Consider the following 26,286-nt stretch of genomic DNA (forward strand, 5'->3'; position numbering starts at 1 on the left):
CTACTTGAAGCTAGCGCGACGAGTGGCAAAGTGCCACTGGATCGCCAGTAATTGCCACGAACGAGTTGGATCCAGATGGCAGAGCGGGGCACACTGGCCTCAACTCAGCCTGAGAGGACCGCATGCCGACTCGACCTGTTCCTACTGAGCGTCAGAAGCGTCTCGGCGCCGAGCTGCGAAAGCTCCGCATCGCTGCGGGCGTGAGCACTGAGTACGCGGCGGGTCTACTCGGCCTGGATCGCACGAAGATCTCCAACATGGAGTCAGGCGTCAGGGTGATCAGTCCTGAGCGCGTGCGGACGTTGGCCAGCAACTACGCCTGCGCTGACCCTGCCTATGTCGAGGCGCTCGTCGGGCTGGCGGACCATCATGACCGAGGGTGGTGGGAGGAGTATCGGGGCACGTTGCCGTCAGGCATGCTCGACATCGCCGAGCTCGAATGGCATGCGGTGCGCTTGCAGACGGTGCAGACCGTTCATGTGCCAGGTCTCCTGCACACCGAGCACTATGCTCGGGCTATCTTCGCTTCAGTGCTACCGCCGCTGTCGCGACTGGAGGTCGAGTTGCGAGTGGAGCTCCGTATGGCGCGCCAGCGTGTCCTTCGGCGACCGGATCCGCTCTCGTATGTGGGATATGTGCACGAGTCTGCGCTGCGGATGCAGTTCGGCGGGCGCCAGGTGATGAAGTCCCAGCTTGAGCATCTGTGCAGCGAATCGGAGCGGGAGAATGTCAGTCTCCGTGTCCTGCCGGTCGAGTGCGGCTCGTTCCCCGGAGCGGGCCATGCCCTGCTCTACGCGGAGGGCTCTGTGCCCCGGCTGGACACTGTGCAGTTGGATTCGGCGCACGGGCCGGAGTTCATGGATGCTGAAGCCCAACTTGCCAAGTACCGTGCACACCTGGAGTGGATGGCTCTGGCGGCCCTGCCGGCCGAGCGGTCACGGGATTTCATACACGAAATTGCTCAGAACCTTTAGGGGAAACCATGTCTGACATTACTTGGGAAGAGCCGTTCTGCGGTGAGGGCAACAACTGCTTCCGCCTTGGCGTCGACGCGTCCGGCAATGGCTACATCGCCGTGGCCGGCCAGGAGGATCACCCCATCACCGACTCGGTCTCGGCTCTCCGAACGCTCATCCTGGACATCAAGGCGGGCAAGGCCGACCATCTCCTGTAGCGCGAAGGGGCAGCGCGTCCGCGCTGCCCCACACGCCATCGATCGGAGACCCGATGCCTGAGATCACCTGGGAAGACCCGTTCTGCCAGGACTGCAGCAACTGCTTCCGTCTTGGCACCGACTCCGCCGGCAACGCCTACATCGCCGTGGCCGGCCAGGAGGATCACCCCATCACCGACTCCCTCGCCGCCCTGCGCGCCTTCATCCTCGACATCAAGGCGGGCAAGGCCGACCATCTCCTCTAGCTCAGCAGGTCACGAGCACGAAGTAAACGTCGGGCTGGTGTTCGCGACGTAGAGCGTGGCGCCGCCGCTCGGGTCGTCCGCGAGCGGCACGGTGATGGTGTCGTCGGCCGTCCACGGGATGCCGCGGGCGTCGAAGGTCCAGGTGCCGGTCACCTTCTTCGCCAGCTCCGACAGGGTCACCCAGCCGTACTGCTGCTGCGGCACGGTCACCGTGACGCTGTTGTTGACCGTGGTGGAGCCGTTCCATACGTGACTGGTGGTCAGGTCAGACTTGATCATGCCCTGGAGCACGCCCACGCTGTTCGGGGTCCCCGCGGTGAACTGCGTTCCCATGTCGGCCCCGATGGTGTTGGACCAGCCGCTCATCTGCTGGACGCCGAAGACCTGTGCGACCGTGCTGCTCGTGTTGTTGAACCAGACCGACGAGACGCACTGCTTCGGCAGCGGAGCCGCCGCCGCCTCGCTCTTCTCGGTCCAGGTGCAGCTGGACGGATCCTGCTGGCACTGCTTGGCGCCGTGGTCGACCGCCAGGTTCATCGCCGCCGCGGGCGCACCCGTGGACCACTCCTGGTTCGCCGTGCCGTTGCAGGTGTACTGGTCGGTCCAGGCGTCGTCGTACTGGGCGCCGAGCATCAGGTCGAGGCAGGTGTTGTCGCCCTGGTGGCGGATCATGAACGCGTCGGTGGCCCCGGGCACCGGCTGGAAGTACCAGTTCTGGCTGGCCTGGCCCTGGCAGGCCTGCTGCCGCAGCGCCGGCACCAGGATGGCGAGGTCGATGCAGTTGCCCGTGTCGTTGTTCACGATGCTGAAGGACGAGTCCGTCGGGTTGACGTTCAGGTGCCAGGACTGGTGGTAGCCGGGCGCCGAGTTGGTGACGATGTAGGCGCCGGCGCCCATCGTCCCGTTCTGCACGTCGAGGTGGCGTCCGTTGCTGAGGGACGTGAACGTCAGGCACTGGAGCTGCGCGGCGCAGCCGGTGTCCGCGTGGGCCTTGGCCGCCGAGAACGGGGATGCCGTGATCCCCAGGGCGATGCAACAGGTGATCAGGATCGCCGCTATCGCTCGCAGGTGGGGCACCGAGTGGCTCGGGGCCGGGTTTGACGTCACAGGTGTCGCTTCCTCTCTGCTCTTCCGCTCGGCACTGGGTGTTCGGATGACGACACTCTCAGTGCCGAAGCGCCGAGTGCCAGAGCGGACGGGTGGCGCATACGGGCCATCGGCCCATGTGCGCCATGCGCGCGGTACGCTTCCGTTGGCGAGACTCTCGGCATGGACACGGCAAAGTGGGGGCGGCGTGGATACGGTGCTGGATCCCGACTCCGACAGCGGGCGGGTCTACCGCTCGCTCGTCGGCCTGCCGCGCGCGTCGGCGGGCGAGTTGGCGGCGCGGGCGGGCCTGAGCGAGGCCGTCGTCCGGGCGGCGCTGGAGCAACTCGCGGCCGATGACGCCGTGGTGACGCTCGACCCGGAGTCCCGGGCCTGGGACGCCCTGCCGCCCGCGCAGGTGGTCGGGGCGATGCTCGAACGCGACGCCGTACGCCGGGCCGAGCTGCGGCGGGCCGGTGCGGAGCTGGAGCGGCTCTACCGCTTCGCCCGCAGGGATGCGGGCCACTACGGTGCGCTGGAGGTCGTCGAGGGCGCCGGCCGCGTCCTGGCGGCCGTGCGGCAGCTCCAGCGGTCCGCCCGTCACGAGGTGCGGGTCATCGACATGCCGCCGTACTCCGGGACGCCCGACTACTACCCCGACCAGGAGGCGCTGCAGCGCGAGCGGATGGCCGCCGGGGTCGTCTACCGGGTCATCTACCACGGGACCGCGTTCGACGACCCGATCGCCGGCCCCAATCTGGCGCGCATGATCGAGGCCGGTGAGCAGGCCCGGACCTTGGACGATCCGCCGATGAAGCTCGCCATCGGTGACCGCGAGTCGGCCGTCGTGACGCTCGACGCCGACGACCACCATGGTGTGATCGCGCTCGTGGTCCGCCCCTCCAGCCTCTTCCGGGCCCTGGCCAACGTCTTCGACGGCCTGTGGCGGCTCGCCGTTCCGATGTCGACGGCGGGCATCGGCCCCGGGATCGACGCCCGGGACCGGCAGATCCTGACCCTGATGGCCGGTGGCGCGACCGACGACGCCATCGCCAGACGGCTGGGACTGGGCCGCCGCACCGTCGTGCGCCGGGTCTCCGCGCTGCTGGCCGGGCTGGGCGCCACCACCCGCTTCCAGGCCGGCGTCCAGGCGGCCAGGCGCGGCTGGCTCTGATCGGTGCGGACAACCGATCCTCCTCCCGCGGACGTCCCCGATGATGCGGCACGCGTCCACCGGAGGAGGCACCGGGTCATCCGGCGAGGCGGTTCGCGCTCTCCGTCGTCCTGACCAGGTCGGTCAGGTCCTTGTCGACGGTGAACTCGCGCAGGAGCGTGGCCCAGCGTCCGTCCTTCCGGCGCCAGACGAAGTTGTAGAGCCCCGGGACGCCGTCCTGGTGCCTGTGCATGATGATCGATCCGTGGTCGTCGTAGACGGTGGTGGCCAGAAACCGTACGTCGTCGATCGATTCGCCGATCCTCAGGCCCTGGTCCCGCAGGGCTCGGAAGCGTGCCATGAAGTGGGCCTTCGTCAGGGTCACCACCTGACCGGCCTCGTCGACCCTGATGTTCTCGAAGTCCGGGTCGTAGGTGGCGTCGAGTGCCTCCAGGTCCATGGCGAGGCCGGCGTTCAGGTACTCCCGCATGCGCTCCACGAGCGACTGGTCCATTGCTCGATTCCCCCTCGTTCTCACTGGCGGTTGTGGACGGCCTTTGCGCGTTCAGGGCGCGCTGACCACTCCCAAGGTCGCAGCCCGCACTGTCACGGCACCGGCAGATCGCTGCCGCCTGCTGACGGCCGTCGGTCGGCGACTCGAGCCGGAGGTACGGCTCATGACTCGATCCTGATGGTCAGCGTGCCACGCGACAGCTAGGCTGCAGCGTCCGTCGTCGTCATCAGCACAGGTCAGAGGAGTGAGCGTGGGGACAGGGCTGGTCGGCACCAGTGCGGCTCCACCGGCCGGGGCGCCCGGCGTGGTGTTCGCGGGTGAGGACGCCTCGGGGATGCAAGCGGCGGTGAGCCGGCATTTCACCACACACAGGCTGAGAATTCTGAACGATCGTTCGGTCAATTCGCTTGGTCTTCAAGCCAGCTTCCGCTGCCTGCGCCAGGGCACGGTGTCCATGTACGAGATCGGCTACGGCGCGTCGGTCGCGATCGAGCCGGGCGAGCTGCCCGACTTCTACGTTCAGGTCCCGCTCGCCGGCAGCGGCTCGGTCGCGATCGACGGCAGGCAGCTCCGCTCGACCCTGAGCATGGCCGGCCCCGGGCAGCGGCTGTCGATGGCCTGGAGTGCGGACACGCTGGCCCGGGTGGTGATCATCCGCCGGGAGGCGATCGAGCAGGCGCTGGCCGCCCGCCTCGGTGAAGTGCCCTCAGGCCCGCCCCGGTTCGAGTCGGTGCTCGCCGGTGACGGCGCCACCGGCGCCTGGCTGCGCGGCCTGGCCGGATTCGCGGACTGGGCCGGGGCCGGTCTGCTCGACCGGTCGCCGCTCGGCCAGGGCCACTACGAGCAGCTGCTGGTCCACGGCCTGCTGGACGCCCAGCCGCACTCGCTCGCCGATGCGCTGTCCGACCGCGGCGCCGGCATCCTGCCGAGCGCGCTGCGCCGCGCCACGGCCTACTGCGCCGAGCACGCCCACGAGCCGATCTCGGTGGCCGACATGGCACGGGCCGCCCGGGTCAGCCCGCAGAGCCTGCGCGCGGGCTTCCGCACCCACCTGCAGACCACCCCGCTCGCCCATCTGCGCCGGGTCCGCCTCGATCTGGCCCACCGCGACCTGCAGGCGATCGCCGACGGACGCGGCACCGGAACGGTGACGGACGTCGCGCTCCGCTGGGGCTTCACCCACCTGGGCCGGTTCGCGCAGACCTATCGCCACTGCTACGGAGTCGCGCCGTCCCAGACGCTCCGCCGCTCGGCGTGACCGTCTGCCGCTGGTCCCGGACTAGTTGGCGGACCCGGGAGTGCCCACGCCGGTGGCTGGGGCGAGGAGTGGGGCGAGGGCGCGGGCGGGACCGGAGGGCTTCCGTGTGCTGGGCATGTGGCTGTTTTCCCGGGTACTGGTGCTGAGAACGGCGCCCGCCGTACGGAACGCGGGCCTCGCCAAGCATCACCAGCCGCGTGGCGGCCGCGCTATCCGAAAACGTCCGCAGATCCGCCGCGGGAACGGATAGCGGATCCCGCCACGGTGCGGTGCGGCGCCCGAGGGCCCGCCCGCCGTGCGGTCCTGGGGAGCGCCGGAAGTCTTGACAACTGCTCATGTTCCTGACAGCACTGGCATGGCACCACTCCCATGAACGGCACCACCCCGAAGGGAGCGATCAGCACATGACCAAGCCTGAGAGTGCGGGATACGACTACGACGTCGTCATCAGCGGGGCCAGCCTCGCCGGCAGCGCCGCGGCGATCCTGCTCGCTCGACGCGGTGTCCGCGTCGCGCTGCTGGAACGCCGCTCGGACCCCGATGCGTACAAGGTGCTCTGCACCCACTCCATCACGGCCAACGCCTACCCGGTGCTGGACGAGATCGGCCTCATACCCGCTCTCGAGGAGGCCGGAGCCGTCCGCAACCAGTCCCGCCTGTACACCCGTTGGGGATGGATAGAGCCCAGGGCGGCGCCGGGCGGCCCCGAGCTGCCGTACGCCTACAACGTCCGGCGCAGCACCCTCGACCCGTTGATCAGGTCCCGCGCGGGGGACACTCCCGGCGTCGATCTGCTCCTCGGTCACCAGGTGACCGGGCTGCTCCGGGAGGCCGGGCGCTCCTCGGGGGTGCGCGTCTCGACACCGCAGGGCGAGCGCGAGATCCGGGCCCGCCTGGTGGTCGGGGCCGATGGCAAGGACTCGGCCGTGGCGAAGTACGCCGGGGTTCCTGTCCGGCTGCACGAGAACGCGCGGTTCGGGTATCTCGCCCAGTACCGCGATCTCCCGCTGCCCGGCGGAATCGGTCATGTCTGGTTCCTGGAGCCCGACATGGCGTACGCGTTCCCCAACGACGACGGGGTGACGGTCGTCGCGGTGCTGCCGGACAAGAAGCGGCTGCCGGCCTTCCGGAAGGACCTGGAGGGCAGCTTCTCCGCATTCGTCCGTGCCCTGCCCGAGGCGCCGCCCATCGACGCCGCCGAGCGCATCTCGAAGCTCATCGGCACGGTCAACTACCCGCTGCACAGCCGCAGGCCGACCGCACCGGGCGTCGCGCTCATCGGCGATGCCGCCCTGACCGCCGACCCCCTGTGGGGTGTGGGGTGCGGGTGGGCCCTGCAGTCCGCGCACTGGCTGGCAGCGGCCCTCGCCCCGGCCGCGACCGGGCAGGGCGACCTCGACCGGGCGCTCGCGGCCTACGCACGCAAGCACTGGCGCCGGTTGCGCGGCCACCAGTACCTGGCCGCCGACTTCGCCACGGCACGTCCGTTCAACCCGATGGAGCGGTTGATGTTCTCGGCGGCGGCGCGCGACGAGGCGATGGCGCGGCACACGTACCTGTTCGCCTCGCGCCTGATCGGTCCGCTGCGCTTCCTGAACCCCGTGGCACTGGCCCGGGCTTCGGCCGTCAACCTCAGGCACCGCGGCGGGACGGTCGTGCCGCCCGAGCACCTGTCGCACGCGGGGTCATGACCGGCTGCCGCACGGCGGGGGACACCGCGCCCGTTCGAGGTCAGTGGCGCGGCGGTGCCTGGGACTCACCACCGTCGCGCCGGGCCGCGAGAGCCTCCTGGATCGCGCGGGCCAGGTCCTCCTGTCCCGTGTGCCGGACCTCCTGTCCTGCGGAGCGGGCCGGCCGGCCGGTCTCCGCCCACGCATCGTCCGTCCGCGTCACCAGCACCGCCTGCCGGGCGAGCGTCTGCCCGTCGCCCGCCGGGGGCAGCAGGACGACCCTCAGCTCGGCCGCCCGCATCGTGTCGCCGACGCGACCCGGCGGCACTGCCAGGGACAGGTGGTAGTCGCTCGACCCGTTGCCCGGGACGTCGATCGGGTACTCGAACGTCCCCGGGCCGACCGGCTCGCCGCGCGCGGTCAGGTCCTCCAGGAGCGGTGCGACCTGCTTGAGGAACCGCAGCCGAACGGTCGCCGGCATCCTGATCCGCAGCGCGAGGTTGCGCGCGAAGGCGTGCCGGGTGCTGTCGATGATCGACGCCAGCTCGTGGGCGAGGAGGTCCGTCGGCGCCGCCGGTTCGGCCACGATGCCCAGCGTCCCGCTCAGCGCGCCGGTGACCGACCGGAGTTGCGCCACCGACCAGGCGGTGCCGATCCCGCGCGCGTGGCAGGCGAAGCGCCCCGCCGTGGCGGTGAGGGCCGCGGCCAGCTCCTGCGGCCGCTCCGCCGCCGCGTCCACGTCCGTCAGCAGGATCGCCGTGCGCACCGTGTCGGCGTGGGCGGCGAACAGCCGGTCGGCGAGCCGCAGCCAACGCCCGAAGGCCGCCGCCGCCATCGGCTCCAACCGCTCCAGCGCGGCCCGCGCCTCGGCCTTCGTCGCCGCGGTCGCCGGGACCAGCCGCATGCTGTCCGGGTACAGCATCCGCGCGTACTGCGAGCCGGCCACCACCGCGAAGGCGACGCCCTCGTCCAAGGCGTCGATCGCCTCGGCGACAGCGCGCCTGACGGCCCGGAAGTCGGCCTCCGGCAGTCCGGTCGAGAGCCCGAGCAGCAGGACGAGCGAGCGCGGCGCGGCGGCCGCCGGGTCCGGCGGGTCCGCGTCCGTCCCGCGCACCGTCACGATGGCGTCGGCCGTCACGGCCTCCGGCGGCAGGTACTCGTTCTGGCACACCTCCAGCTCGATCCCCGAGCCGGCCGGGGCCGACGGCCGGCCCGGTTCGCCGACGGCGGGCGGTATCGGCCGGGGAGCAGGGACAACCTGGGGAGCCGCGAGGTCCGGGAGAGCCGCGAGGACGGCACCCCCCGCGCCCGGCCGCCCCACCCGCCTGAGCTGCTCCGCCACCGCCCCCGCGTCCCCGGGCCGGGCCGCCGGATCCTTGGCGAGCAGCGCCGAGACGATCCGCTGGAGCGCGTCCGGCACCCTCGTCCGGCGCTCGGACAACAGCGGTGGCGGCGTCCGCAGGTGGGCCACCAGCACCGCCGGGTAGCTCCCGAGCGAGCTGAACGGCGGCTGCCCGGTGAGCAGCGCGAAGAGCACGCAGCCCAGCGCGTAGAGGTCCGCCCGTCCGTCGACCCGCCGCCCCTCGCACTGTTCCGGGGCCATGTAGGCGGGGGTTCCGATGAGTCGGCCGGTCCGGGTGAGGTCGGAGTCGGCCCGGATGTACCCCGCGATTCCGAAGTCGCAGACCTTGACCCGGCCGCCCTCGACCAGCATGAGGTTGGCGGGCTTGATGTCCCGGTGGACGATGTCCTTCCGGTGCGCGTACGCCAGCGCGTCGGCGACCTGGGCGGCCAGGTCCACCGCCTGCTCGACGGGCATCGGGGACGCCTGCTCCTTGAGCAGTGCGCCCAGGTCGCGCCCGTCGAGCAGTTCCATCACCAGGTAGAGCTGCCCGTTGTGGGAGCCGGTCTCGAAGACCTGGGTGATGCCGGGGTGCTGGAACCGCGCGGTGACCCTCGCCTCGCGGCGGAACCGCTCCAGGAGTTCGCCGTCGACGGCCACCTGCCGGGAGAGGAACTTGATCGCGACCGGGCGGTCGAGTGCGGGGTCGTGGGCCCGCCAGACCTCGCCCATCCCGCCTTGCCCGAGCCGCTGTTCCAGCCGGTAGCGGCCGTCGACGGACATCCCAGCAGACATCCCGGCAGCCTACCGCGGCTCACTTGCGTCAGGCCCAGGTCAGCTCCTCCAGCGAGCCGTTGGTGCCGACCGCGAACAGGTCGACTCCCGGCAGGCCGCGGTGGTACCGAGTCAGGGGCACCCTCCGGTGGCAGGACTGGGCTCCTGCCACCGGAAGGTGGTCCCGTAGCCTCTACGGCTGGGACCGCGCACCGGGCTCAACCGAAGGGGGACTGTCTCCTGGGGGCTTTTTGAGGTGACGTCAGGGGAGTGGCGCGAGCCGGGCTACCGTGAGCTGAGATGAACGGAAACCATTGACTGGTCCAGACCAGTTCAATAGCCTCGTGCTGCCCCCGCTTCGGCGGGTCCGGGCTCCCGTTCCGTTCCTTTCTCTCCCCCCACGAAAGGCTCCACGGCATGACCATGACCCGACGCATCCGCACCGCGGCCGCCCTCGCCCTGGCCGTCGGCGCCGGCCTCGCGACCGCCGGTACCGCCACCGCCGCCTCCGCGGTGACCGCCGCCCCGGCGGTCACCCCGCCCGGCTACACCCTGCACGCCACGTACTACTACCAGGACCAGTGCACCTACTTCGGCAACCAGGGTGTCGCCAACCACCAGTGGACGTCGTTCTACTGCACCTGGACGCCGTTCAACCCGCCGTTCACCGGCTCCGGGATCATGGGCGAGGCCGACCTCTACGTGAACTGACACCAGAAACCGCCCAGTTCGCGGGCGGGCCGGGGGGTCGCGGTCAGCGGCCCTCGGCCAACTGCTCGGCCAGCGAACGGTGGAAGGCCGTCACCAGGGCCTGGGTCAGCATCGGCTCGATCTGCCCGGTCAGCTCGCGCATCCGCTCGACCTCGGCCTCGGCCGGCTCGCTCTCCCGGAACGGCTTCCACACCGTCTCCCGGAACAGGCGGTGCAACTCCCGTGCGGTGGCCTGGCTGTGCAGGCGGACCACCGCCCGGGTCGCCACGATGGTCTCCAGCGGTATCGGCAGGTCCAACAGCCGCGCCCCCAGTGGCAGCAGCCCGGGCTCGACCCGGAACACCCCGACCCGCTCGGTGCGTTGCAGCGCCCCCATCGCCACCAGGCGGTCCAGGTCGTCCTCGGTCAACTCCCGCCCCACCCGGCGGCAGAGCTGCCCGACCTCGGCCTCCTCGGTGCTCTCCGGCGTCCACGCGGCCACCAGGGCCCGGTGGATCGCCAGGTCCAGCGAGCCGATGTCCGGCGGGAGTTGGGCCAGGTAGCGCTCGATCGCGGCGAGCGTCAGCCCCTGCCGCTGCAACTCCTCGATCAGCTCCAGCCGGTCCAGGTGCCCGGCCCCGTAGAACCCGACCCGCCGCGGCCCGAGTTCGGGCGGCGGCAGCAGCCCCCGCCCGCTGTAGAAACGCACCGTCCGCACCGTGACCCCGGCCCGCGCGGCGAGTTCGTCCACGGTCAGACGAAGGGGCACAGTGGCAGGCATCGGGGCTCCCGGTTCGACAGTCCTGCTGTGACACTAGCAGTGCGGCAGCGCCGGGAAACGGCGAACGGGCGCCGGCCCTGCCCGGAAGGGCAGTGGGCGGCGCCCGTTCGAGGAGCGGGGCTCAGAGCGTCGGGTGGTGGCGGCGGGCGACCTCGGGGTGGGCGCGGAGGTAGCCCTTCAGCTCGTTGCGGCCGAACTCGGCGTAGAGCGGGTTGTCCGGGTCCGCCGAGGCACCGGGGGCGTGGTGCGCGTGCGGGAAGTCGAGCGGCTCGATGTGGGCGTCCAGGCGCGGGTTGTAGAAGAACGGCACCGAGTAGCGCTCGCGACCGCCGGGCGGGCTGACCACCCGGTGGTTGGTGGCCTTCAGGAAGCCGTCGGTGGCCACCTCCAGCAGCTCGCCGAGGTTGACCACGAAGGCGCCCGGCATCGGCGGCACGTCCAGGAACTCGCCGTCGGGCATCTCGACCTGGAGCCCGGCGACGCCGTCGGTCAGCAGCAGGGTGAGGAAGCCGTAGTCCTTGTGCGCGCCGACACCCTGCCCGGTGCCGTCGGGGGCGCTGCCGGGGTAGCGGACCAGCTTGAGGCGCAGGTGCGGCCGGTCGGCGAAGGCGGGGTCGTAGAACTCGGCCTTGGCGCCCATCGCGGTCAGCAGCTCGTGCAGCAGCAGCCGCGCGACCCCGCTCAGCCGGTCGATCCAGCCGAGCGTGGCGGTGCGCAGCGCGGGCAGGCCCTCCGGCCACTGGTTGGGGCCCTCCAGCCACCAGTAGTCCGGCTCGCCGGGACCGGGGCGGTGCACGGGCAGCTCGTTGCCGATGTCGAGCTGGTCGCGCCAGTCGCTGCGACCGCCGGTGCGCTCGTCGCCGATCCGGGTGTAGCCGCGGAAGTGCGGGGAGTTGAGGTTGCTGATCGCCAGCCGCTGCGCCTCGGGGAGGGCGAAGAAGGCGTGCATGGCGTCGGTCAGCTCGGTGGTCTCCTGCTCGGTGACGCCGTGGCCGATCAGATGGAAGAAGCCGACCTCGGTGGCCGCGTGGAGGAGGTCCGCGTGCAGCGCGGCCCGCTGCTCCGGGGTGCCCGAGGCGGCCGAGAGGTCGATCACCGGGAGAGCGGTGGCGGGGGTGGCGGCGGTGGGGGTGGCTATGTGCTGCTGCGACATGAGGGTGACATCCGCTGGTTCGGCCCGACGGTCCCGGCGGTGGCCGGGTGGACCGGGGAGGCGGCGGATGATGGCGCCGCGACCCGGGTGCCGGGGTCCTGGAAGTGTGGGAGAACGGGGTCAGCGGTGGCCGCGACAGGACATGCTCGTGACGCGGAGCAGGTCCACGTGGCGACGCCTGACGAGAATAAGCACGTCCACCAGGGTAGATGCCTCAGGGTGGTGGGCGGGGTGTGACCTGCATGACAGGCGATTATGCGCGCGCATGCCAAAGCCCGTCGATAGTCAGACCGGCCAAAGTGAGTGGCCGAAGTATTCCGGTCGGGGTGGCCGGACAGCCCGCACCCGGTACCGGACAGCCCGCACCCGGTGCCGGCGGTCCACCGCCGGCACCGGGCCGCCGCGCCTCAGGACTGCTCGGCGGCGATCTTCGCGTGCACCTCGGCCATGTCCAGCTTCTTGGCCTGCTGGATCACGTCCTCCAGCGCGGCCGGGGGCAGCGCGCCGGGCTGGGCGAAGATCATCACGTTCTCCCGGATGATCGCCAGCGTGGGGATCGAGGTGATGTCGAACGCGGCGGCCAGCTCCGCCTGCGCCTCGGTGTCCACCTTGCCGAAGACCAGGTCGGGGTGGCTCTCGGCGGCCTTGTCGTAGACCGGGGCGAAGCTGCGGCAGGGACCGCACCAGGACGCCCAGAAGTCGATCAGGACGAAGGAGTCCGCGGTGACGACCTCGTCGAAGTTGTCCTTGGTGAGTTCCACGGTAGTCATGCTGGCGCCAACCACCCCCGCCGCCCGGCTATTCCGAGGCGTCCTGCGGGGCGTCCCGGTAGGCCTCCAGCAGCCGCAGCCAGATCTCGCCGACCGTCGGGTACGAGGGCACCGCGTGCCAGAGCCGGTGGATCGGCACCTGCCCGACCAGCGCCACCGTCGCCGCGTGCAGCAGCTCGCCCACCCCCGGGCCGACGAAGGTGACGCCCAGCAGCACCTCGCGCTCCAGGTCGACCACCATCCGGGCCCGCCCCTGGTAGTCGTCGGCCAGCAGCGCGGCACCGGCCACCCGGCCCAGCTCGTAGTCGACCACCCGCACCCGGTGCCCGGCCCGCTCGGCCTGCTCGGCGCTGAGGCCCACCGCCGCCACCTCCGGCTCGGTGAACACCACCTGCGGCACCGCGGCCAGGTCGGCGGTGGCCGCGTGCGCGCCCCAGGCGCCGAGCTCCAGCGGGCGGCCCAGGGCGCGGGCGGCGATCGCGGCGCCCGCGATCCGCGCCTGGTACTTGCCCTGGTGGGTGAGGAGCGCGCGGTGGTTGACGTCACCGGCCGCGTACAGCCAGTCGCCGGCCACCCCGCGCACCGCGCAGCTGTCGTCCACCGTCAGCCAGCCGCCGTCGACCAGCCCGACGCTGGCCAGGCCCAGCTCCTCGGTGCGCGGGGCCCGCCCGGTGGCGAGCAGCAGCTCCTCGGCGGCGAGCGAGTCGCCGTCGTCGAGCGTGACGGTGACCACCGCGCCCTCGCGTCGCACCGCCGTCGGCTGCACCCCGGTGCGCACGTCGACGCCCGCCGCGCGCAGCCCGGCGGCGACCAGCTCGCCGGCGAACGGCTCCAGCCGCGGCAGCAGCCGCCCGCCGCGCACCAGCAGGGTGACCTGGGCGCCCAGCGCCTGCCAGGCCGCGGCCATCTCCACGCCGACCACACCGCCGCCCACCACCACCAGCCGCGCGGGCACCGCCCGGGCGCTGGTGGCCTCCCGGCTGGTCCACGGCCGGGCCTCGGCCAGCCCCGGCAGGTCGGCGGGCAGCATCGCGCGGCTGCCGGTGCACAGCGCCACCGCGTGCCGGGCGGTGAGCAGCCGCTCGCCGCCCTCGGGGGTGCGCACCAGCACCCGGCGCGGGCCGTCCAGGCGGCCCTGGCCGCGCACCAGCTCGGCGCCGGTGCCGGCCACCCAGGCGACCTGGCCGTCGTCCTTCCAGTGGGAGACGAAGGAGTCGCGGCGGGCCAGCACGGCCGCCGCGTCCAGCCGCCCGGTGACCGCCTCGCGCGAGCCGGCCACCGCGCGGGCGGCGCTCAGCGCGGCGGGCGGGCGCAGCAGCGCCTTGCTGGGCATGCACGCCCAGTACGAGCACTCGCCGCCGACCAGTTCGCTCTCCACCAGGGCGGTGCTCAGCCCGGCGGCCCGGGTGCGGTCGGCCAGGTTCTCGCCGGTCGGCCCGGCGCCCACCACGATCACGTCAAAGTCGGTGGCCTCGGCGGTCATCTGCACTCACTTCCTCGCGGACGGGTGACGTTCCGTCAGCCATCCTCGGGCACCGGCGCCCGGAACGCGGTGTGCCGCGACGGGCTCAGAGCGCCTGGCGCCGCTGCAGGACCCCGAGGGCGGCCCAGCCCGGCAGCACCGGCAGCACCACGGTGATCAGCCGGAACAGCACCACGGCCGCCAGCGCCCGGGTGGCGTCCAGCCCGCTGGTGGCCGTCAGCAGCGTCGCGGTGACGACCTCCACGCCGCCGAGGCCCGCCGGGGTCGGCGTCGTGGAGCCCAGCGCGCTGCCGAGCAGGAAGGCCACCGCCACGGTGGCGAACCGCGCGTCGCCGCCGGTCGCCCGCACGCAGCAGTAGAGGCAGCCGGCCAGTGTCATCGAGACCAGCAGCTGCCCCAGCACCCCGACGGCCAGGTGGCGCGGGTGGCGGGCCAGGTCGCGCAGCCGGGTCAGCGACCCCTCGGTCAGCGGGCGCAGCCGCCCCAGCGCCCGGCGCCGCCAGTGCGGCACGGCCAGCAGGACCAGGACCGCCGTCAGCAGGACCCCCGCGCCGCCGAGCACCACCAGCTCGCCGTTGCCGTCCGACTTCCGGTCGGGGTGGAACCCGGTGAGCCAGAGGAAGAAGGCGAGCTGCAGCAGGTGCAGCAGCAGGCCGACCAGCTGCCCGGCCCCCACGCTGGAGGCCGCCGGGCCCGGCGCCACCCCGGTGCGCAGCAGCAGCCGGGTGTTGAGGGCCATGCCGCCCAGGCCGCCGGGCGCCACCAGCTTCACGAAGGAGCCGGCCAGCTGGGCCAGACTCGCCCGGGCGAAGCCGATCCGCTCGGGCACGAAGCCGAGGAAGCCCAGGGTGGCCGCCGGGTAGCTGGCCGCCGTCGCGAGCACGGCCAGCAGTGCCCAGCCCGGCGTGGCGCCCAGCACCGCGCCGACCGGATCGACCTTGCGCTTGGCGGCCGCGAACTCGAAGTAGAGCAGCAGCGCGAAGACCAGCGCCCCCGCCACCATGATCACTGTGCGCGGCCGGAGCCACCTCGACCTGAGCCAGGACGGCCGGTCGGTTCCCCGTGTGCGCGATATCCCCGTTGTCACCGGGGCATGCTCGCACGGCGACCCTGAGTCGCGCTGGGGATTCGCCGGCCGTCCCCGGACCGTCCCCGGACGTCCCCGGGCCACGGCGACTTCGGGCACAAGGGGACGGGCGGGTTCCCCGTGCCGAAGGGGAGAGGCGATCAGGAGTTCCGCGGAATTCTGCGGTTTTTCTCACGACGAGGTCGCGTTCGCACCCTCGTCGCGGCCGACCGTCGCATGACATACTCCGGAACCGTGACCACCTGCCGCCTGACCCGGACGCTGCGCGCGATGCTCTTCGCCGCGCTGGCCGTTCCGCTGGCCGCAGCCGGCCAGGTGGTGGTGACCGGGCGGCCGTTGCCGCTGAGCGTGGTGGTCGCCGCCGGGGTGGTGGTCTTCGCGGTGGCCGCGGTGCTGGCCGGGGCCGATCGCGGCTTCTTCCAGATCGCCGCGCTGATGCTGCCGGTCGAGCTGATGCTCAACACCACCTTCAACCTGGGCCAGGACACCTGTGGTTCACCGAGGTCCGCGCAACACGCGGGCGGTGGCCACGGCCTGGACCTCATGGTCTGCGGCGGCGGCTCGGTGGGCGGCGGCCAGGGCGCGCTCTCGCTCGCCCCGACCGTGCTGGAACTGGTGCTGCTGACCGTGCAGGTGGTGGTCACCATGGTCGCCGCGCTCTGCCTGCGACTGGCGGACGCCGCCCTGGTGCGGCTGCCCGAACTGCTCGCCGCGCTGGCCCGGCTGGCGCCGGACGCGCTGCGCGCCCTGCTGCTGCTCGCCCCCGTCCCGGCCCGACCCGCACCCGGGTCACCGCTGCCCGAGCCCCGCCCGGAGCACGCGCCCGCCGAGGACCTGCCGCTCGCGCCGTCCCGTCACCGCGGACCGCCGGCGTCCTTCGCGCTCGCCTGCTGAGCCCGTCCTCCGCCTCGCGGGGAGCCGTCGGCCAGTGGTCCGTGCGCCACCGACGCCCACTCCCCGCTTCGAGCGTTCCCGAGAGCCGTGTGCCCGGGTGACGCGGACAGGACCCACCCATGAGCAGCAAGTCGAACGGCAAGCAGACCTACGACCAGAAGAGCGCCGCGCGCCGCGAACGGCTGGCCGAGGCGCGGGCGCGCGAGGTGCGCGCCGAGAAGATCCGGCGCCGGGTCGTGATCGGCGCCTCCGTGGCCGTGGTGGTCGCGCTGGCCGGCGGTGTGGCGATCGCCGTCAACAGCGGCGGCCACAGCACCTCCGCCTCCTCCGGCAGCAACGCCCCGCTGGTCGTGCCGGCCAACACCAGCGGCACGGACGGGACCGTGGTGACCTACGGCAAGGCCGACGCCGCGCACACCCTGGACGTCTACGAGGACTTCCGCTGCCCGATCTGCAAGAAGTTCGAGACCACCGACGGTCAGACCGTGCAGCAGCTGGCCGACAGCGGCACGTACAAGATCCAGTACCACATGGCCGCCTTCCTGGACAACAACCTCGGCGGCAAGGGCTCGATCACCGCGCTGGCGGCGGCCGGTGCGGCGCTGAACCAGAGCGTGGACGACTTCAAGAAGTTCCACGACGAGCTCTACGCGAACCAGCCGAGCGAGGAGACCGACGGCTACGGCAGCGTCAACACGATCCTCGACGTCGCGGCCAAGGTGCCGGGCCTGAAGACCGACGCCTTCGTCAAGGCCGTCCAGGACGGCACCTACCTGCCGTGGGCCGAGAAGGTGGCCGCCGCCTTCAACAGCAGCGGCGTCCAGGGCACCCCGACCATGAAGCTGGACGGCAAGGCGCTCACGCTCTTCGACAACGCCGGCAACCCGATCACCGCCGACCAGTACACCGCGCTCATCCAGCAGGGCACAGGGACCAAGTGACCACCGCCGCCGAGGGGAGAGGGTCCGTGGCCGAGTACCGGCCCGCGCGCGCGTTCACCTGGCTGCTGGCGATCGCCGGCGCGCTGGGACTGTACGGATCGTCGGTGCTCACCATCGACAAGATCCGGCTGCTGGAGAACCCGAACTACGTACCCAGTTGCAACATCAACCCGATCATCAGCTGTGGTTCGGTGATGCGCACCCACCAGGCGGCGGTCTTCGGTTTCCCCAACTCGCTGCTGGGGCTGGTCGGTTTCGGCGTGGTGCTGACCATCGCCGCCGCCGTGCTGGCGGGGGCCCGGTTCCGGCCGTGGTTCTGGCTCGGCCTGCAGTTCGCCTCGCTGCTGGGCGTGGTGCTGATCACCTGGCTGATGACCCAGACGCTCTACGTGATCGGCGCGATCTGCCCGTACTGCATGGTGGTCTGGGTGGTGACCATCGCGATCTTCTGGTACACCACACTCTTCAACCTGCGCAGCGGAGTCATCCCGGTCGGTGACCGGATGAAGCCGGTGGTAAGGGAGTTGAACCGGTACCACTGGGTGGTTCCGGTGCTCTGGTACGCCGTGATCGCGCTGCTGATCCTCAACAGGTTCTGGTACTACTGGAAGACCCTGATCTGAGGCGGCTGTTCCGGGCGGCCCCGTCACGGGGCCGCCCGGGTTCTGCCACAGGCGTGTATCAGCGCGGATAGCGGACAGGCGAGTCGGGCACAGTGAGCGTGTCAACCCAGTTGACCCCGACCGACTCGGCGAAGGAGCACCACGATGTCCCGCAGGTTCGCCCGGACCTCGCTCGCCGCCGCCACCCTGGTGGCCGCCGCGGCAACCCTCACCCTGGCCGGCTGTTCGTCGTCCAGCACCTCCGCCAACCCGACGGCCGGGAACACCGCCACCGGCAACCCCGGTGCCACCGCCCCGACGACCGGTGCCGGTGGCGCGCCCGGGAGTTCGGCGCCCGTCACTTCGGCGCCCGCCACCTCCGCCCCCGGCACCTCCGCGCCCGGCGGCGGCGCCACCGCCGCCCCCACCTCGGGGACCACCACGGCCTCGCTCGGCTCGCCCACCCCGGCCGGCCCCGGCTCCTGCACCAGCTCCGAACTGACCGTGGTGCAGAGCGACCCGGGCGTGGGCGCGGGCCAGTACTACTCGACGCTGGTCTTCACCAACACCTCCGGCCACAGCTGCACGCTGACCGGCTTCCCGGGGGTCTCCTACGTGGCCGCCGACGGCCAGCAGTCCGGCAACCCCGCGACCCGCACCGGCGATGCGTACCGCACCGTGACGCTGGCTCCGCACGGCACCGCGAAGGCCACCCTGCACGACGCCAACGGCATGGCCGGCTACGACCCCGGCCAGTGCCAGCTCACCGCCGTCAAGGGCCTGCGGATCTACCCGCCCGGCGAGAAGGCGGCGCTCTTCCTGCCCTGGGAGACCCAGCACTGCGCCGGTGCGAGCATCCACTCGCTGACCATCGGGCCGCTCACCAGCTGAGCCGCGAGCCCCGGCCCCGGGACCGTCATACGCCTGCTGCGAGTCGTTCCTGCTGCCGGGTCCTCTTCCGCCGGGGGCGGACCTGGGCGAGGACCAGGGCGGCCAGGATCACCAGCGCGCCCAGGAGTTGGACGAGCGACAGCGACTGGCCGAGGGCCAGCCAGCCGACCAGGGTGGCGACCAGCGGGGAGAGCAGGCCGAGGAAGGTCACCTGGGTCGGCGCCAGCGCGCGGATGCCGCGGAACCAGAGCGCGTAGGCGAACGCGGCGCCCACCAGGGTCAGATAGCCGTAGCCGAGCAGGTTCCTGGCGGTGAGCCCGGCCGGCGGCGGTCCTTCGACCAGCAGTGCGAGTGGCACCAGCAGCAGTCCGCCTGCGACCAGTTGCCAACCGGTGCTGGCCAGCGGCGCAGGCGAGGGCCAGCGCTTGCTCAGCACCACACCGGTGGCCATCACCACCGCGCTGCCGACGGCGGCCAGCAGGCCCAGCGCGTCCAGCTCGGCGTCGGCGCGCAGGACCAGCAGGCTCACCCCGGCCACGCCCGCAAGCCCCGTCAGGACCGTCCTGGTCGAGAGCCGCTCGCCGAGCAGACCGCTGGAGAGGGCGGCGACCAGCAGGGGCTGCAGGGCGCCGATGGTGGCGGCCACGCCGCCGGGCAGCCGGTAGGCCGCGACGAAGAGCAGGGCGAAGAAGGCGCCGATGTTGAGCGCCCCGAGCACGAGCGAGCGCCACCACCAGCTGCCCTTCGGCAGCCGCCGGGTGGCCGCCACCAGCAGCAGTCCGGCGGGCAGCGCGCGGAGCACCGCGGCGAGCAGCGGGCGGTTCGGCGGCAGGAACTGGGTGGTCACGTAGTAGGTGGTCCCCCAGACGCTGGGGGCGAGCGCGGTCAGCAGGATGATGCCTGCTCGATTCCTTAGCACTAAGATAAAATATCTCAGCGCTAAGAGAATTGCTAGCCTGTTTCCATGACAGACGCCTCCGCCCCCAGCGGCGACCGGCGGGGCGAGCCCCGCGACCAGGTGGACCGGATCCTCGCCCAGTGGGCCGCGCAGCGCCCCGACCTCGACGTCTCGCCGATGGCCGTGCTCGGCCGGCTCAAGCGCCTGGCCCGGGTGGTCGAGGGCGAGCAGCGCCGCACCTTCGCCGCGCACGGGCTGGACGCCGCCGCCTTCGACGTGCTGGCCACCCTGCGCCGCAGCGATCCGCCGCACCTGCTGACCCCGGCCGAGCTGATGCGCTCCGCGATGGTCACCTCCGGCGCGATCAGCCAGCGCCTGGAGCGGCTGGAGGAGCGCGGACTGGTCAGCCGGCGGCCCAGCAGCACGGACGGACGGGTGGTGCACGTCGCGCTCACCGCGGCGGGCCGGGAGCTGATCGACCGGGCGCTGCCCGACCACCTGGCCACCGAACAGCGACTGCTGGCCGCCCTGGACGGCGGCGAACGGGCCGCGCTGGCGCAGACCCTGCGGTCCGTGCTGCTCGCCCTGGGGGACGGCGAGGGCAGCTGACGGCGCGGCCCGGTCCAGCCGGGCCGGGCGTTGAACGGCGGCCGTGCGGGCTGCGTACCCCCGGGTGGAGCGGTCACCCGGCCGCCCCGTCGCAGGTCGCGCCGCCCAGCGCCCGGGAGGACCGCCATGTCGAACATCCGCCGCGTCGGGGTGCTGACCGCCGCCGGTGCCGCCGTCCTCGCCTTCGCCTGCGCCTGCGGCTCGACCGTCGCCTCCACGGGCACCGCCTCGCCCGGCATGACCTCCAGCCCCACCACCCAGGCGCCCGCCTCCACCGCGCCGGCCACCCCGCCCCCGGGCATGCCCGCCGATGCGGCGGTCAAGGTGACCACGGTCAGCGGGCTCGGCCAGATCGTCACCGACAGCAACGGCTTCACCCTCTACCGCTTCGACCAGGACAGCGCGCACCCGTCCAAGGCCACCTGCACCGGTTCCTGCGCCACCCTGTGGCCGGGCGCCGCCGCGCCGGGCCAGCTGACCGGCAACGGCGTGAGCCCCTCGCTGATCGGCACGGTCACCGGCGCCGACGGCACCAAGCAGCTGACCCTGAACGGCTGGCCGCTCTACCGCTACGCGCCGGACACCAAGGCCGGCCAGGTCAACGGCGAGGGCGTCGGCGGGACCTGGTGGGCGGTGACCCCCACCGGTGGCGAGGCCAAGCCCGCCACGCCCACCCACCCCAACGCGCCGAACATGTCGTCGAACGGTGACACCACCATCGGCGGCAACGGCTACTGAGCGCGGCCGGTGGAAGCGCAGCGCCACTACTCGACCCGGAGGAACGGGTGCGCCAGGATGGGCTTGTGACCGAGGAACCCCGGGACGGCGGCGCCGCTGGCCCGGACGAGGAGCTGATCCGGGCCCTCTACCAGGAGCATGCGGGCCCGCTCTTCGGCTTCGTGCTGCATCTGGTCGGCGGGGACCGGCAGCGCGCGGAGGACGTCGTCCAGGAGACGCTCGTGCGGGCCTGGCGCAACGCCGACCGGCTGGAGGTATCGGCGGGCTCGGTGCGCCCCTGGCTGGTCACGGTGGCCCGCCGGATCGTCATCGACGGGCACCGGCGCAGCGCCGCCCGCCCGCCGGAGACGTCCGCGGCGGCGCTGGAGCTGCTCCCCGCCGAGGACGAACTCGACCGCGCGCTGCGGATGATGGCGATCACCGACGCACTCGGCGCGCTCACCCGGGCGCACCGGGAGGTCATCGTCGAGAGCTACCTCAAGGGCCGGGGCATCGCCGAGGTGGCCGCCGACCTCGGCATCCCGGAGGGGACGGTGAAGTCGCGGATCTTCTACGCGCTGCGCTCGCTGAGGATCGCCCTGGAGGAACGGGGAGTGACGTCGTGACCGCACCCCTGGCCCCCTGGGACCCGCAGGACGGGCGGGACCGGCACCTCGATGCCGGCGCCTATGTGCTGGGCCTGCTCGGCGAGTTGGAGAAGGCCCGGTTCGAGGAGCACCTGCCCGGCTGCCCGCGGTGCACCGAGGAGATCGGCCGGCTGGGCGAACTGGGACCGCTGCTGGCGGAGTTCAGGGCGGACGGTGCGACCTTCGCGGAGCCGCTCGCCGAGCCGGCCGCGGACCGGGGCGCGCAGCCGGACGCGGAGTCGGCCGGCCGGCCGGCCGTGCTGCGGGCGGCCGGGGCGGTCATCCACCGGGCCGGGCCGGACGGATCGCGGGTGGCCGGCCCGAGCCCGCGGCTGCTGGACGCCGTGCTCGCCGAGGTGGCCGCGGCCGCCTCGGCCCGGCGCCGCAGCCGGGTGCGCCGCCGCTGGCTGGTGGCGGCGGTGGCCGCCGTCCTGACGCTCGGCGGCGTGGCCGCCGGGGCCACCGTGCTGGACCCGGGCACGCCGGCCCCCGTGCCCGCCGTCGCCGCGGTCAGCCACACCGCCACCGGGGCGGACGGGATCAGCGCCACCGTCGGGGTGAGCGGGCAGCGCTGGGGCAGCGCGGTCACCCTGCGGCTGGCCGGGGTGAGCGGCCCGCGCAGCTGCTCGCTGGTGGCCGTCTCCGTCCAGGGCGGGCACCAGACGGTCAGCAGCTGGGCCGTACCGGCCGCGGGCTACGGCACGCCGGGCGCACCGGCCGCGCCGACCGCTCCGGAGCTGCGGATCTCCGGCAGCACCGGCTACCAGCCCGGCGAGATCGGCCACTTCGAGGTGCGCGATCTGACGGACAGTCAGCTGCTGTTGCTGATCCCGGTGCTGCCGGGCGGCTGAACCGGGAGGAGTCCCCGGCCGGCCGCCCGGCAGCGGGCGGCTCAGCCCTCGCCGCCCTCCTCCAGGTCGCCCTCCGCCTCCAGGAAGGCCGCCTGCAGCTCGGCCAGCAGCTCCGGGTCGGGCGCCGCCCACAGTCCGCGCTCGGCCGCCTCCAGCAGCCGCTCGCTGATCCCGTGCAGCGCCCAGGGGTTGGCCCCGGTGAGGAACTCGCGGTTGACCGGGTCGAGCACGTACTCCTGGGTGAGCCGCTCGTACATCCAGTCCGCCACCACACCGGTGGTCGCGTCGTAGCCGAACAGGTAGTCGACGGTGGCGGCCATCTCGAAGGCGCCCTTGTAGCCGTGCCGCCGCATCGCCTCCAGCCAGCGCGGGTTGACCACCCGGGCCCGGAAGACGCGGGCCGCCTCCTCGGTCAGGGTGCGGGTCTTCACCGTCTCCGGGCGGGTCGAGTCGCCGATGTAGGCGGCCGGTGCGCGGCCGGTCAGCGCGCGCACGGTGGCCACCATGCCGCCGTGGTACTGGAAGTAGTCGTCCGAGTCGGCGATGTCGTGCTCTCGGGTGTCGGTGTTCTTCGCCGCGACGGTGATCCGCTTGTAGGCGGTCTCCATCTCCTCTCGGGCCGGCCGCCCGTTCAGGTCGCGGCCGTAGGCGTAGCCGCCCCAGACCGTGTAGACCTCGGCGAGGTCGGCGTCGGTGCGCCAGTCCCGGCTGTCGATCAGCTGCAGCAGCCCGGCCCCGTAGGTGCCGGGGCGGGAGCCGAACACCCGCACGGTGGCCCGGCGTTCGTCCCCGTGCTCGGCCAGGTCGGCCTGCACGTGGGCGCGGACGAAGTTGTCCTCGTCGGCCTCCTGCTGGGCCGCCGCCAGTCGCACCGCGTCGTCCAGCAGTGCGACCACGTGCGGGAAGGCGTCACGGAAGAAGCCCGAGATGCGCAGCGTCACATCCACGCGCGGGCGCCCGAGTTCGGCCAGCGGGATCGCCTCCAGGCCGGTGACCCGGCGCGAGGCGTCGTCCCAGACCGGCCGGATGCCCAGCAGTGCGAAGGCCTCGGCGATGTCGTCACCGGCGGTGCGCATCGCGCTGGTGCCCCAGAGCGAGAGCCCGACCGAGGGCGGGCAGGCGCCGTCGTTGTCGGCCCGGTAGCGGGCGACCAGCGACTCGGCGAGCGCCTGCCCGGTCTCCCAGGCGAGCCGGCTGGGCACCGCCTTGGGGTCCACCGAGTAGAAGTTGCGCCCGGTCGGCAGCACGTTGACCAGCCCGCGCAGTGGCGACCCGGAGGGCCCGGCCGGCACGAAACCGCCCTTCAGGGCGTGCACCACGGCGTCCAGCTCGTCGGTGGTGGCCGCCAGCCGCGGCACCACCTGGTGCGCGGCGAAGGCCAGCACCTCGGCGACGGCGCCCGGCAGTCCCTCGGCCACCCGCTCGACGGCCGCCGGGTCCCAGTCGGCCGCCTCCATCGCCTCGACCAGCTCGCGTGCCCTGGCCTCGGCGGCGTCGGTGGCGCCCAGCGTCAGCGCCGCCTCGTCCAGCCCGAGCGCCTCGCGCAGGCCGGGCAGCGCCGCGACGCCGCCCCAGATCTGACGGGCCCTCAGAATCGAGAGCACCAGGTTGACCCGGTCCTCGCCGCTGGGCGCCTGGCCCAGCACGTGCAGGCCGTCCCGGATCTGGGCGTCCTTCACTTCGCAGAGCCAGCCGTCGACATGGAGCAGGAAGTCGTCGAAGCCGTCGTCCTCGGGCCGCTCGTCCAGGCCGAGGTCGTGGTCGAGGCGGGCCGCCTGGATCAGCGTCCAGATCTGGGCGCGGACGGCCGGCAGCTTGGCCGGGTCCATCGCGGCGATGTTGGCGTGCTCGTCCAGCAGTTGCTCCAGGCGCGCGATGTCGCCGTAGGAGTCGGCGCGGGCCATCGGCGGCACCAGGTGGTCGACCAGGGTGGCGTGCGCGCGGCGCTTGGCCTGGGTGCCCTCGCCCGGGTCGTTGACCAGGAACGGGTAGATCAGCGGCAGGTCGCCGAGCGCCGCGTCCGGGCCGCAGTCGGCCGACAGCGCGGCCGTCTTGCCGGGCAGCCACTCCAGGTTGCCGTGCTTGCCCAGGTGCACCAGGGCGTCGGCGCCGAAGCCGCCGTCGCTGCGGGCGGCCGCGATCCACCGGTAGGCGGCCAGGTAGTGGTGGCTCGGCGGCAGGTCGGGGTCGTGGTAGATCGCCACCGGGTTGGCGCCGAAGCCGCGCGGCGGCTGCACCAGCACCAGCAGGTTGCCGGCCCGCAGGCCCGCGAGCACGATGTCGCCCTCGGGGTTGCGGCTGCGGTCCACGTACAGCTCGCCGGGGGCCGGGCCCCAGTGCTCCTCGACCCGGGCGCGCAGCCCTTCGGGCAGCGTGGCGTACCAGCGGCGGTAGTCGGCGGCCGGGATGCGCACCGGGTTGCGGGCCAACTGGTCCTCGGTGAGCCAGTCCTGGTCGTAGCCGCCGGCCTCGATCAGCGCCTTGATCAGCGCGTCGCCCTCGTGCTCGCCCTCGGTCGGCTCCATGCCGGGCAGGCCCTCGCCCAGGTCCCAGCCCTCCTCGCGCAGCCGGCGCAGCAGCCGGGCCGCGCTGGCCGGGGTGTCCAGGCCCACCGCGTTGCCGACCCGGGCGTGCTTGGTCGGGTAGGCGGACAGCACCAGTGCCAACCGCCGCTCGGCGGCCGGGATGTGGCGCAGCCGCGCGTGGCGCACCGCGATCCCGGCCACCCGGGCGCAGCGCTCGGGGTCGGCGACGTAGACCGTCAGGCCGTCCTCGTCCAGCTCCTTGAAGGAGAACGGCACGGTGATCAGGCGCCCGTCGAACTCCGGCACGGCGACCTGGGTGGCGGTGTCCAGCGGCGAGAGGCCGTCGTCGCTGCCCTCCCAGGTCTCCCGCGACCAGGTCAGGCAGAGCGCCTGCAGAATCGGCCGGTCGAGCGCGGCCAGCGCGCCCGCGTCCCAGGCCTCCTCGTCGCCGCCGGCCGAGGCGTCGGCGGGCCGGGTGCCGCCGGCGGCCAGCACGGTGGTCACGATCGCGTCGGCCCGGCCGAGTTCGGCCAGCAGCTCGGCCGGTGCGCCGCGCAGCGAGGAGCAGTACAGCGGCTTGGCCACACCGCCCGCCTCCTCGATCGCGCCGCACAGCGCGTCCACGAAGCCGGTGTTGCCGCTCATGTGGTGCGCGCGGTAGTAGAGGACGGCCACCGTCGGTCCGTCGGCGGCGGGCGCGGCGTGGCGGGGCGTGCGCTCCAGCGGGCCCCAGTCGGGCGCGGAGGCCGGCGCGGCGAAGCCGTGGCCGGTGAGCAGCACGGTGTCGGACAGGAAGGCGCCCAGCTCCGCCAGGTTGGCGGCGCCGCCGTGCGCGAGGTAGGCGTGCGCCTCGGCGGCCAGCCCGGCCGGCACCGTGGAGAGCTCCATCAGCTGCGCGTCCGGCGCCTGTTCACCGCTGAGCACGATCACCGGGCGCGGGCCGGCCAGTAGCGCGGTCAGGCCCTCCTCCCAGGCGCGGCGGCCACCGAGCAGGCGCACCACCACCAGGTCGGTGCCCTCCAGCAGCGCCGGCAGGTCGTCGGGGCCGAGCCGGGCCGGGTTGCCCAGCCGGTAGCCGACCGGGCCGGTGCTGGCGCGGGCGGAGAGCAGATCGGTGTCGGAGGTCGACAGGAGCAGGATCACGCGGCGGCCCTCCCGCGGTGGTGGGCGGAAACGGGCATGACGGTGCGCATAACGGCAGCCTTCCTCGGGGTCCGCGCCCCGTGGGGGATCCCCCGGCCCCAGACCGGGAGAGGTGGCGGGACGGCGGGGAGTTCCTGGCTCCCACGACCGGTGGTGGCTCGTGGTCACAGTGGCGGGACCGCACCGGCGTCGCACCGGTTTCCTCCCCCGGGGACCCGTCGGTGGGGCCCCTGTGCCGTCGCTGGCGTGCACCGGCCTGACGGCCGGTCCGGCGTCATCCTAACGGGCGAGGTCAGGCGGCGCGGAGGGGTGAGCGGGGGCGCGGGCGCACATCGGTGGGGCCTGACACACCGCGCTGGCATGATCGCGCGGACAGGTTCCGACACGA

The 26,286-nt window shown here is 73.0% G+C and carries 25 protein-coding genes and 1 riboswitch; of the genes, 15 read left to right on the top strand and 10 right to left on the bottom strand.

Features of this window, described 5'->3' with window-relative positions:
- The first annotated feature begins 122 nt into the window (after positions 1–122).
- The 3 genes from OG294_RS30645 to OG294_RS30655 are packed head-to-tail and all read left to right on the top strand — an operon-like array spanning position 123 to position 1,419.
- Entirely contained in the window at positions 123–974 is an 852-nt protein-coding gene (locus OG294_RS30645) for a helix-turn-helix domain-containing protein (protein ID WP_327069791.1), read from the top strand.
- An 8-nt stretch (positions 975–982) separates the two neighbouring features.
- Positions 983–1,174, top strand: coding sequence for a hypothetical protein (locus tag OG294_RS30650; protein ID WP_327069792.1), 192 nt, complete (start codon positions 983–985; stop codon positions 1,172–1,174).
- A 53-nt stretch (positions 1,175–1,227) separates the two neighbouring features.
- A complete protein-coding gene (locus tag OG294_RS30655; protein ID WP_327069793.1) occupies positions 1,228–1,419 on the top strand; it encodes a hypothetical protein in 192 nt (63 codons plus the stop codon).
- Between the two features lie 9 nt (positions 1,420–1,428).
- Here the strand turns inward: OG294_RS30655 and OG294_RS30660 are convergent, their stop codons facing one another.
- Positions 1,429–2,526: an RICIN domain-containing protein gene (locus OG294_RS30660; protein WP_327069794.1), complete on the bottom strand. Its 1,098-nt coding sequence runs from the start codon at positions 2,524–2,526 to the stop codon at positions 1,429–1,431.
- Positions 2,527–2,713: 187 nt separating this feature from the next.
- Between OG294_RS30660 and OG294_RS30665 the strand changes: the two genes are divergently transcribed.
- Complete coding sequence (locus OG294_RS30665) at positions 2,714–3,679, top strand: hypothetical protein (protein WP_327069795.1); 966 nt, start codon at positions 2,714–2,716, stop codon at positions 3,677–3,679.
- A gap of 76 nt (positions 3,680–3,755) precedes the next feature.
- On the opposite strand, the gene OG294_RS30670 is transcribed toward OG294_RS30665, so the two are convergent.
- Positions 3,756–4,172 carry a nuclear transport factor 2 family protein gene (locus OG294_RS30670; RefSeq protein WP_327069796.1) on the bottom strand — a complete coding sequence of 139 codons (417 nt, stop codon included), beginning with the start codon at positions 4,170–4,172 and terminating at the stop codon, positions 3,756–3,758.
- 334 nt (positions 4,173–4,506) lie between these two features.
- On the opposite strand from OG294_RS30670, the gene OG294_RS30675 reads away from it, so the two are divergent.
- A complete protein-coding gene (locus OG294_RS30675) occupies positions 4,507–5,430 on the top strand; it encodes an AraC family transcriptional regulator (protein ID WP_327071730.1) in 924 nt (307 codons plus the stop codon).
- Between the two features lie 404 nt (positions 5,431–5,834).
- Positions 5,835–7,121, top strand: a complete 1,287-nt coding sequence (locus OG294_RS30680; RefSeq protein ID WP_327069797.1) for an NAD(P)/FAD-dependent oxidoreductase — start codon at positions 5,835–5,837, stop codon at positions 7,119–7,121.
- 40 nt (positions 7,122–7,161) lie between these two features.
- Here the strand turns inward: OG294_RS30680 and OG294_RS30685 are convergent, their stop codons facing one another.
- Positions 7,162–9,237 carry a serine/threonine-protein kinase gene (locus OG294_RS30685; RefSeq protein ID WP_327069798.1) on the bottom strand — a complete coding sequence of 692 codons (2,076 nt, stop codon included), beginning with the start codon at positions 9,235–9,237 and terminating at the stop codon, positions 7,162–7,164.
- A 396-nt stretch (positions 9,238–9,633) separates the two neighbouring features.
- On the opposite strand from OG294_RS30685, the gene OG294_RS30690 reads away from it, so the two are divergent.
- The gene (locus tag OG294_RS30690; RefSeq protein WP_327069799.1) at positions 9,634–9,927 is read left to right on the top strand and encodes a hypothetical protein; all 294 of its coding nucleotides are present in this window, start codon (positions 9,634–9,636) and stop codon (positions 9,925–9,927) included.
- Positions 9,928–9,970: 43 nt separating this feature from the next.
- On the opposite strand, the gene OG294_RS30695 is transcribed toward OG294_RS30690, so the two are convergent.
- The 5 genes from OG294_RS30695 to OG294_RS30715 all read right to left on the bottom strand — a co-directional run bounded on the left by OG294_RS30695 (position 9,971) and on the right by OG294_RS30715 (position 15,093).
- A complete protein-coding gene (locus OG294_RS30695) occupies positions 9,971–10,687 on the bottom strand; it encodes a MerR family transcriptional regulator (RefSeq protein WP_327069800.1) in 717 nt (238 codons plus the stop codon).
- Positions 10,688–10,808: 121 nt separating this feature from the next.
- A complete protein-coding gene (locus OG294_RS30700) occupies positions 10,809–11,840 on the bottom strand; it encodes an isopenicillin N synthase family dioxygenase (RefSeq protein WP_327069801.1) in 1,032 nt (343 codons plus the stop codon).
- Between the two features lie 407 nt (positions 11,841–12,247).
- The gene (locus OG294_RS30705; protein WP_327069802.1) at positions 12,248–12,610 is read right to left on the bottom strand and encodes a thioredoxin family protein; all 363 of its coding nucleotides are present in this window, start codon (positions 12,608–12,610) and stop codon (positions 12,248–12,250) included.
- A 28-nt stretch (positions 12,611–12,638) separates the two neighbouring features.
- Entirely contained in the window at positions 12,639–14,093 is a 1,455-nt protein-coding gene (locus OG294_RS30710; protein WP_327069803.1) for a dihydrolipoyl dehydrogenase family protein, read from the bottom strand.
- An 85-nt stretch (positions 14,094–14,178) separates the two neighbouring features.
- On the bottom strand, positions 14,179–15,093 hold the full coding sequence (locus OG294_RS30715) for a lysylphosphatidylglycerol synthase transmembrane domain-containing protein (RefSeq protein ID WP_327069804.1): 915 nt from the start codon (positions 15,091–15,093) through the stop codon (positions 14,179–14,181).
- A gap of 321 nt (positions 15,094–15,414) precedes the next feature.
- Here OG294_RS30715 and OG294_RS30720 point away from each other — a divergent pair, with 321 nt between their 5' ends.
- The 4 genes from OG294_RS30720 to OG294_RS30735 all read left to right on the top strand — a co-directional run bounded on the left by OG294_RS30720 (position 15,415) and on the right by OG294_RS30735 (position 18,508).
- A complete protein-coding gene (locus tag OG294_RS30720) occupies positions 15,415–16,074 on the top strand; it encodes a hypothetical protein (protein ID WP_327069805.1) in 660 nt (219 codons plus the stop codon).
- Positions 16,075–16,193: 119 nt separating this feature from the next.
- Positions 16,194–17,015: a DsbA family protein gene (locus OG294_RS30725; RefSeq protein ID WP_327069806.1), complete on the top strand. Its 822-nt coding sequence runs from the start codon at positions 16,194–16,196 to the stop codon at positions 17,013–17,015.
- 26 nt (positions 17,016–17,041) lie between these two features.
- On the top strand, positions 17,042–17,638 hold the full coding sequence (locus OG294_RS30730) for a vitamin K epoxide reductase family protein (protein WP_327069807.1): 597 nt from the start codon (positions 17,042–17,044) through the stop codon (positions 17,636–17,638).
- Positions 17,639–17,782: 144 nt separating this feature from the next.
- Positions 17,783–18,508 (top strand): DUF4232 domain-containing protein, encoded by a 726-nt coding sequence (locus OG294_RS30735; RefSeq protein ID WP_327069808.1) that lies wholly within the window; start codon positions 17,783–17,785, stop codon positions 18,506–18,508.
- A 25-nt stretch (positions 18,509–18,533) separates the two neighbouring features.
- Here OG294_RS30735 and OG294_RS30740 read toward each other — a convergent pair whose 3' ends face one another.
- Positions 18,534–19,427, bottom strand: coding sequence for an EamA family transporter (locus tag OG294_RS30740; protein WP_327069809.1), 894 nt, complete (start codon positions 19,425–19,427; stop codon positions 18,534–18,536).
- 45 nt (positions 19,428–19,472) lie between these two features.
- Here OG294_RS30740 and OG294_RS30745 point away from each other — a divergent pair, with 45 nt between their 5' ends.
- The 4 genes from OG294_RS30745 (at position 19,473) to OG294_RS30760 (ending at position 22,230) form a co-directional block, all read left to right on the top strand.
- Positions 19,473–20,015, top strand: a complete 543-nt coding sequence (locus tag OG294_RS30745) for a MarR family winged helix-turn-helix transcriptional regulator (RefSeq protein ID WP_327069810.1) — start codon at positions 19,473–19,475, stop codon at positions 20,013–20,015.
- Between the two features lie 126 nt (positions 20,016–20,141).
- The gene (locus OG294_RS30750; RefSeq protein WP_327069811.1) at positions 20,142–20,753 is read left to right on the top strand and encodes a hypothetical protein; all 612 of its coding nucleotides are present in this window, start codon (positions 20,142–20,144) and stop codon (positions 20,751–20,753) included.
- Positions 20,754–20,800: 47 nt separating this feature from the next.
- The gene (locus tag OG294_RS30755) at positions 20,801–21,358 is read left to right on the top strand and encodes a sigma-70 family RNA polymerase sigma factor (protein WP_442789249.1); all 558 of its coding nucleotides are present in this window, start codon (positions 20,801–20,803) and stop codon (positions 21,356–21,358) included.
- Positions 21,355–22,230, top strand: a complete 876-nt coding sequence (locus OG294_RS30760; protein ID WP_327069813.1) for a zf-HC2 domain-containing protein — start codon at positions 21,355–21,357, stop codon at positions 22,228–22,230. Before OG294_RS30755 ends, OG294_RS30760 begins: the two co-directional genes overlap by 4 nt.
- A 41-nt stretch (positions 22,231–22,271) precedes the next feature.
- On the opposite strand, the gene cobN is transcribed toward OG294_RS30760, so the two are convergent.
- A complete protein-coding gene (cobN, locus tag OG294_RS30765) occupies positions 22,272–25,898 on the bottom strand; it encodes a cobaltochelatase subunit CobN (protein WP_327069814.1) in 3,627 nt (1,208 codons plus the stop codon).
- Positions 25,899–26,026: 128 nt separating this feature from the next.
- A riboswitch (cobalamin riboswitch) is annotated at positions 26,027–26,103 on the bottom strand.
- Between the last annotated feature and the right edge of the window lie 183 nt (positions 26,104–26,286).

The sequence above is a fragment of the Kitasatospora sp. NBC_01302 genome (assembly GCF_035976515.1).
GTDB lineage: Bacteria > Actinomycetota > Actinomycetes > Streptomycetales > Streptomycetaceae > Kitasatospora.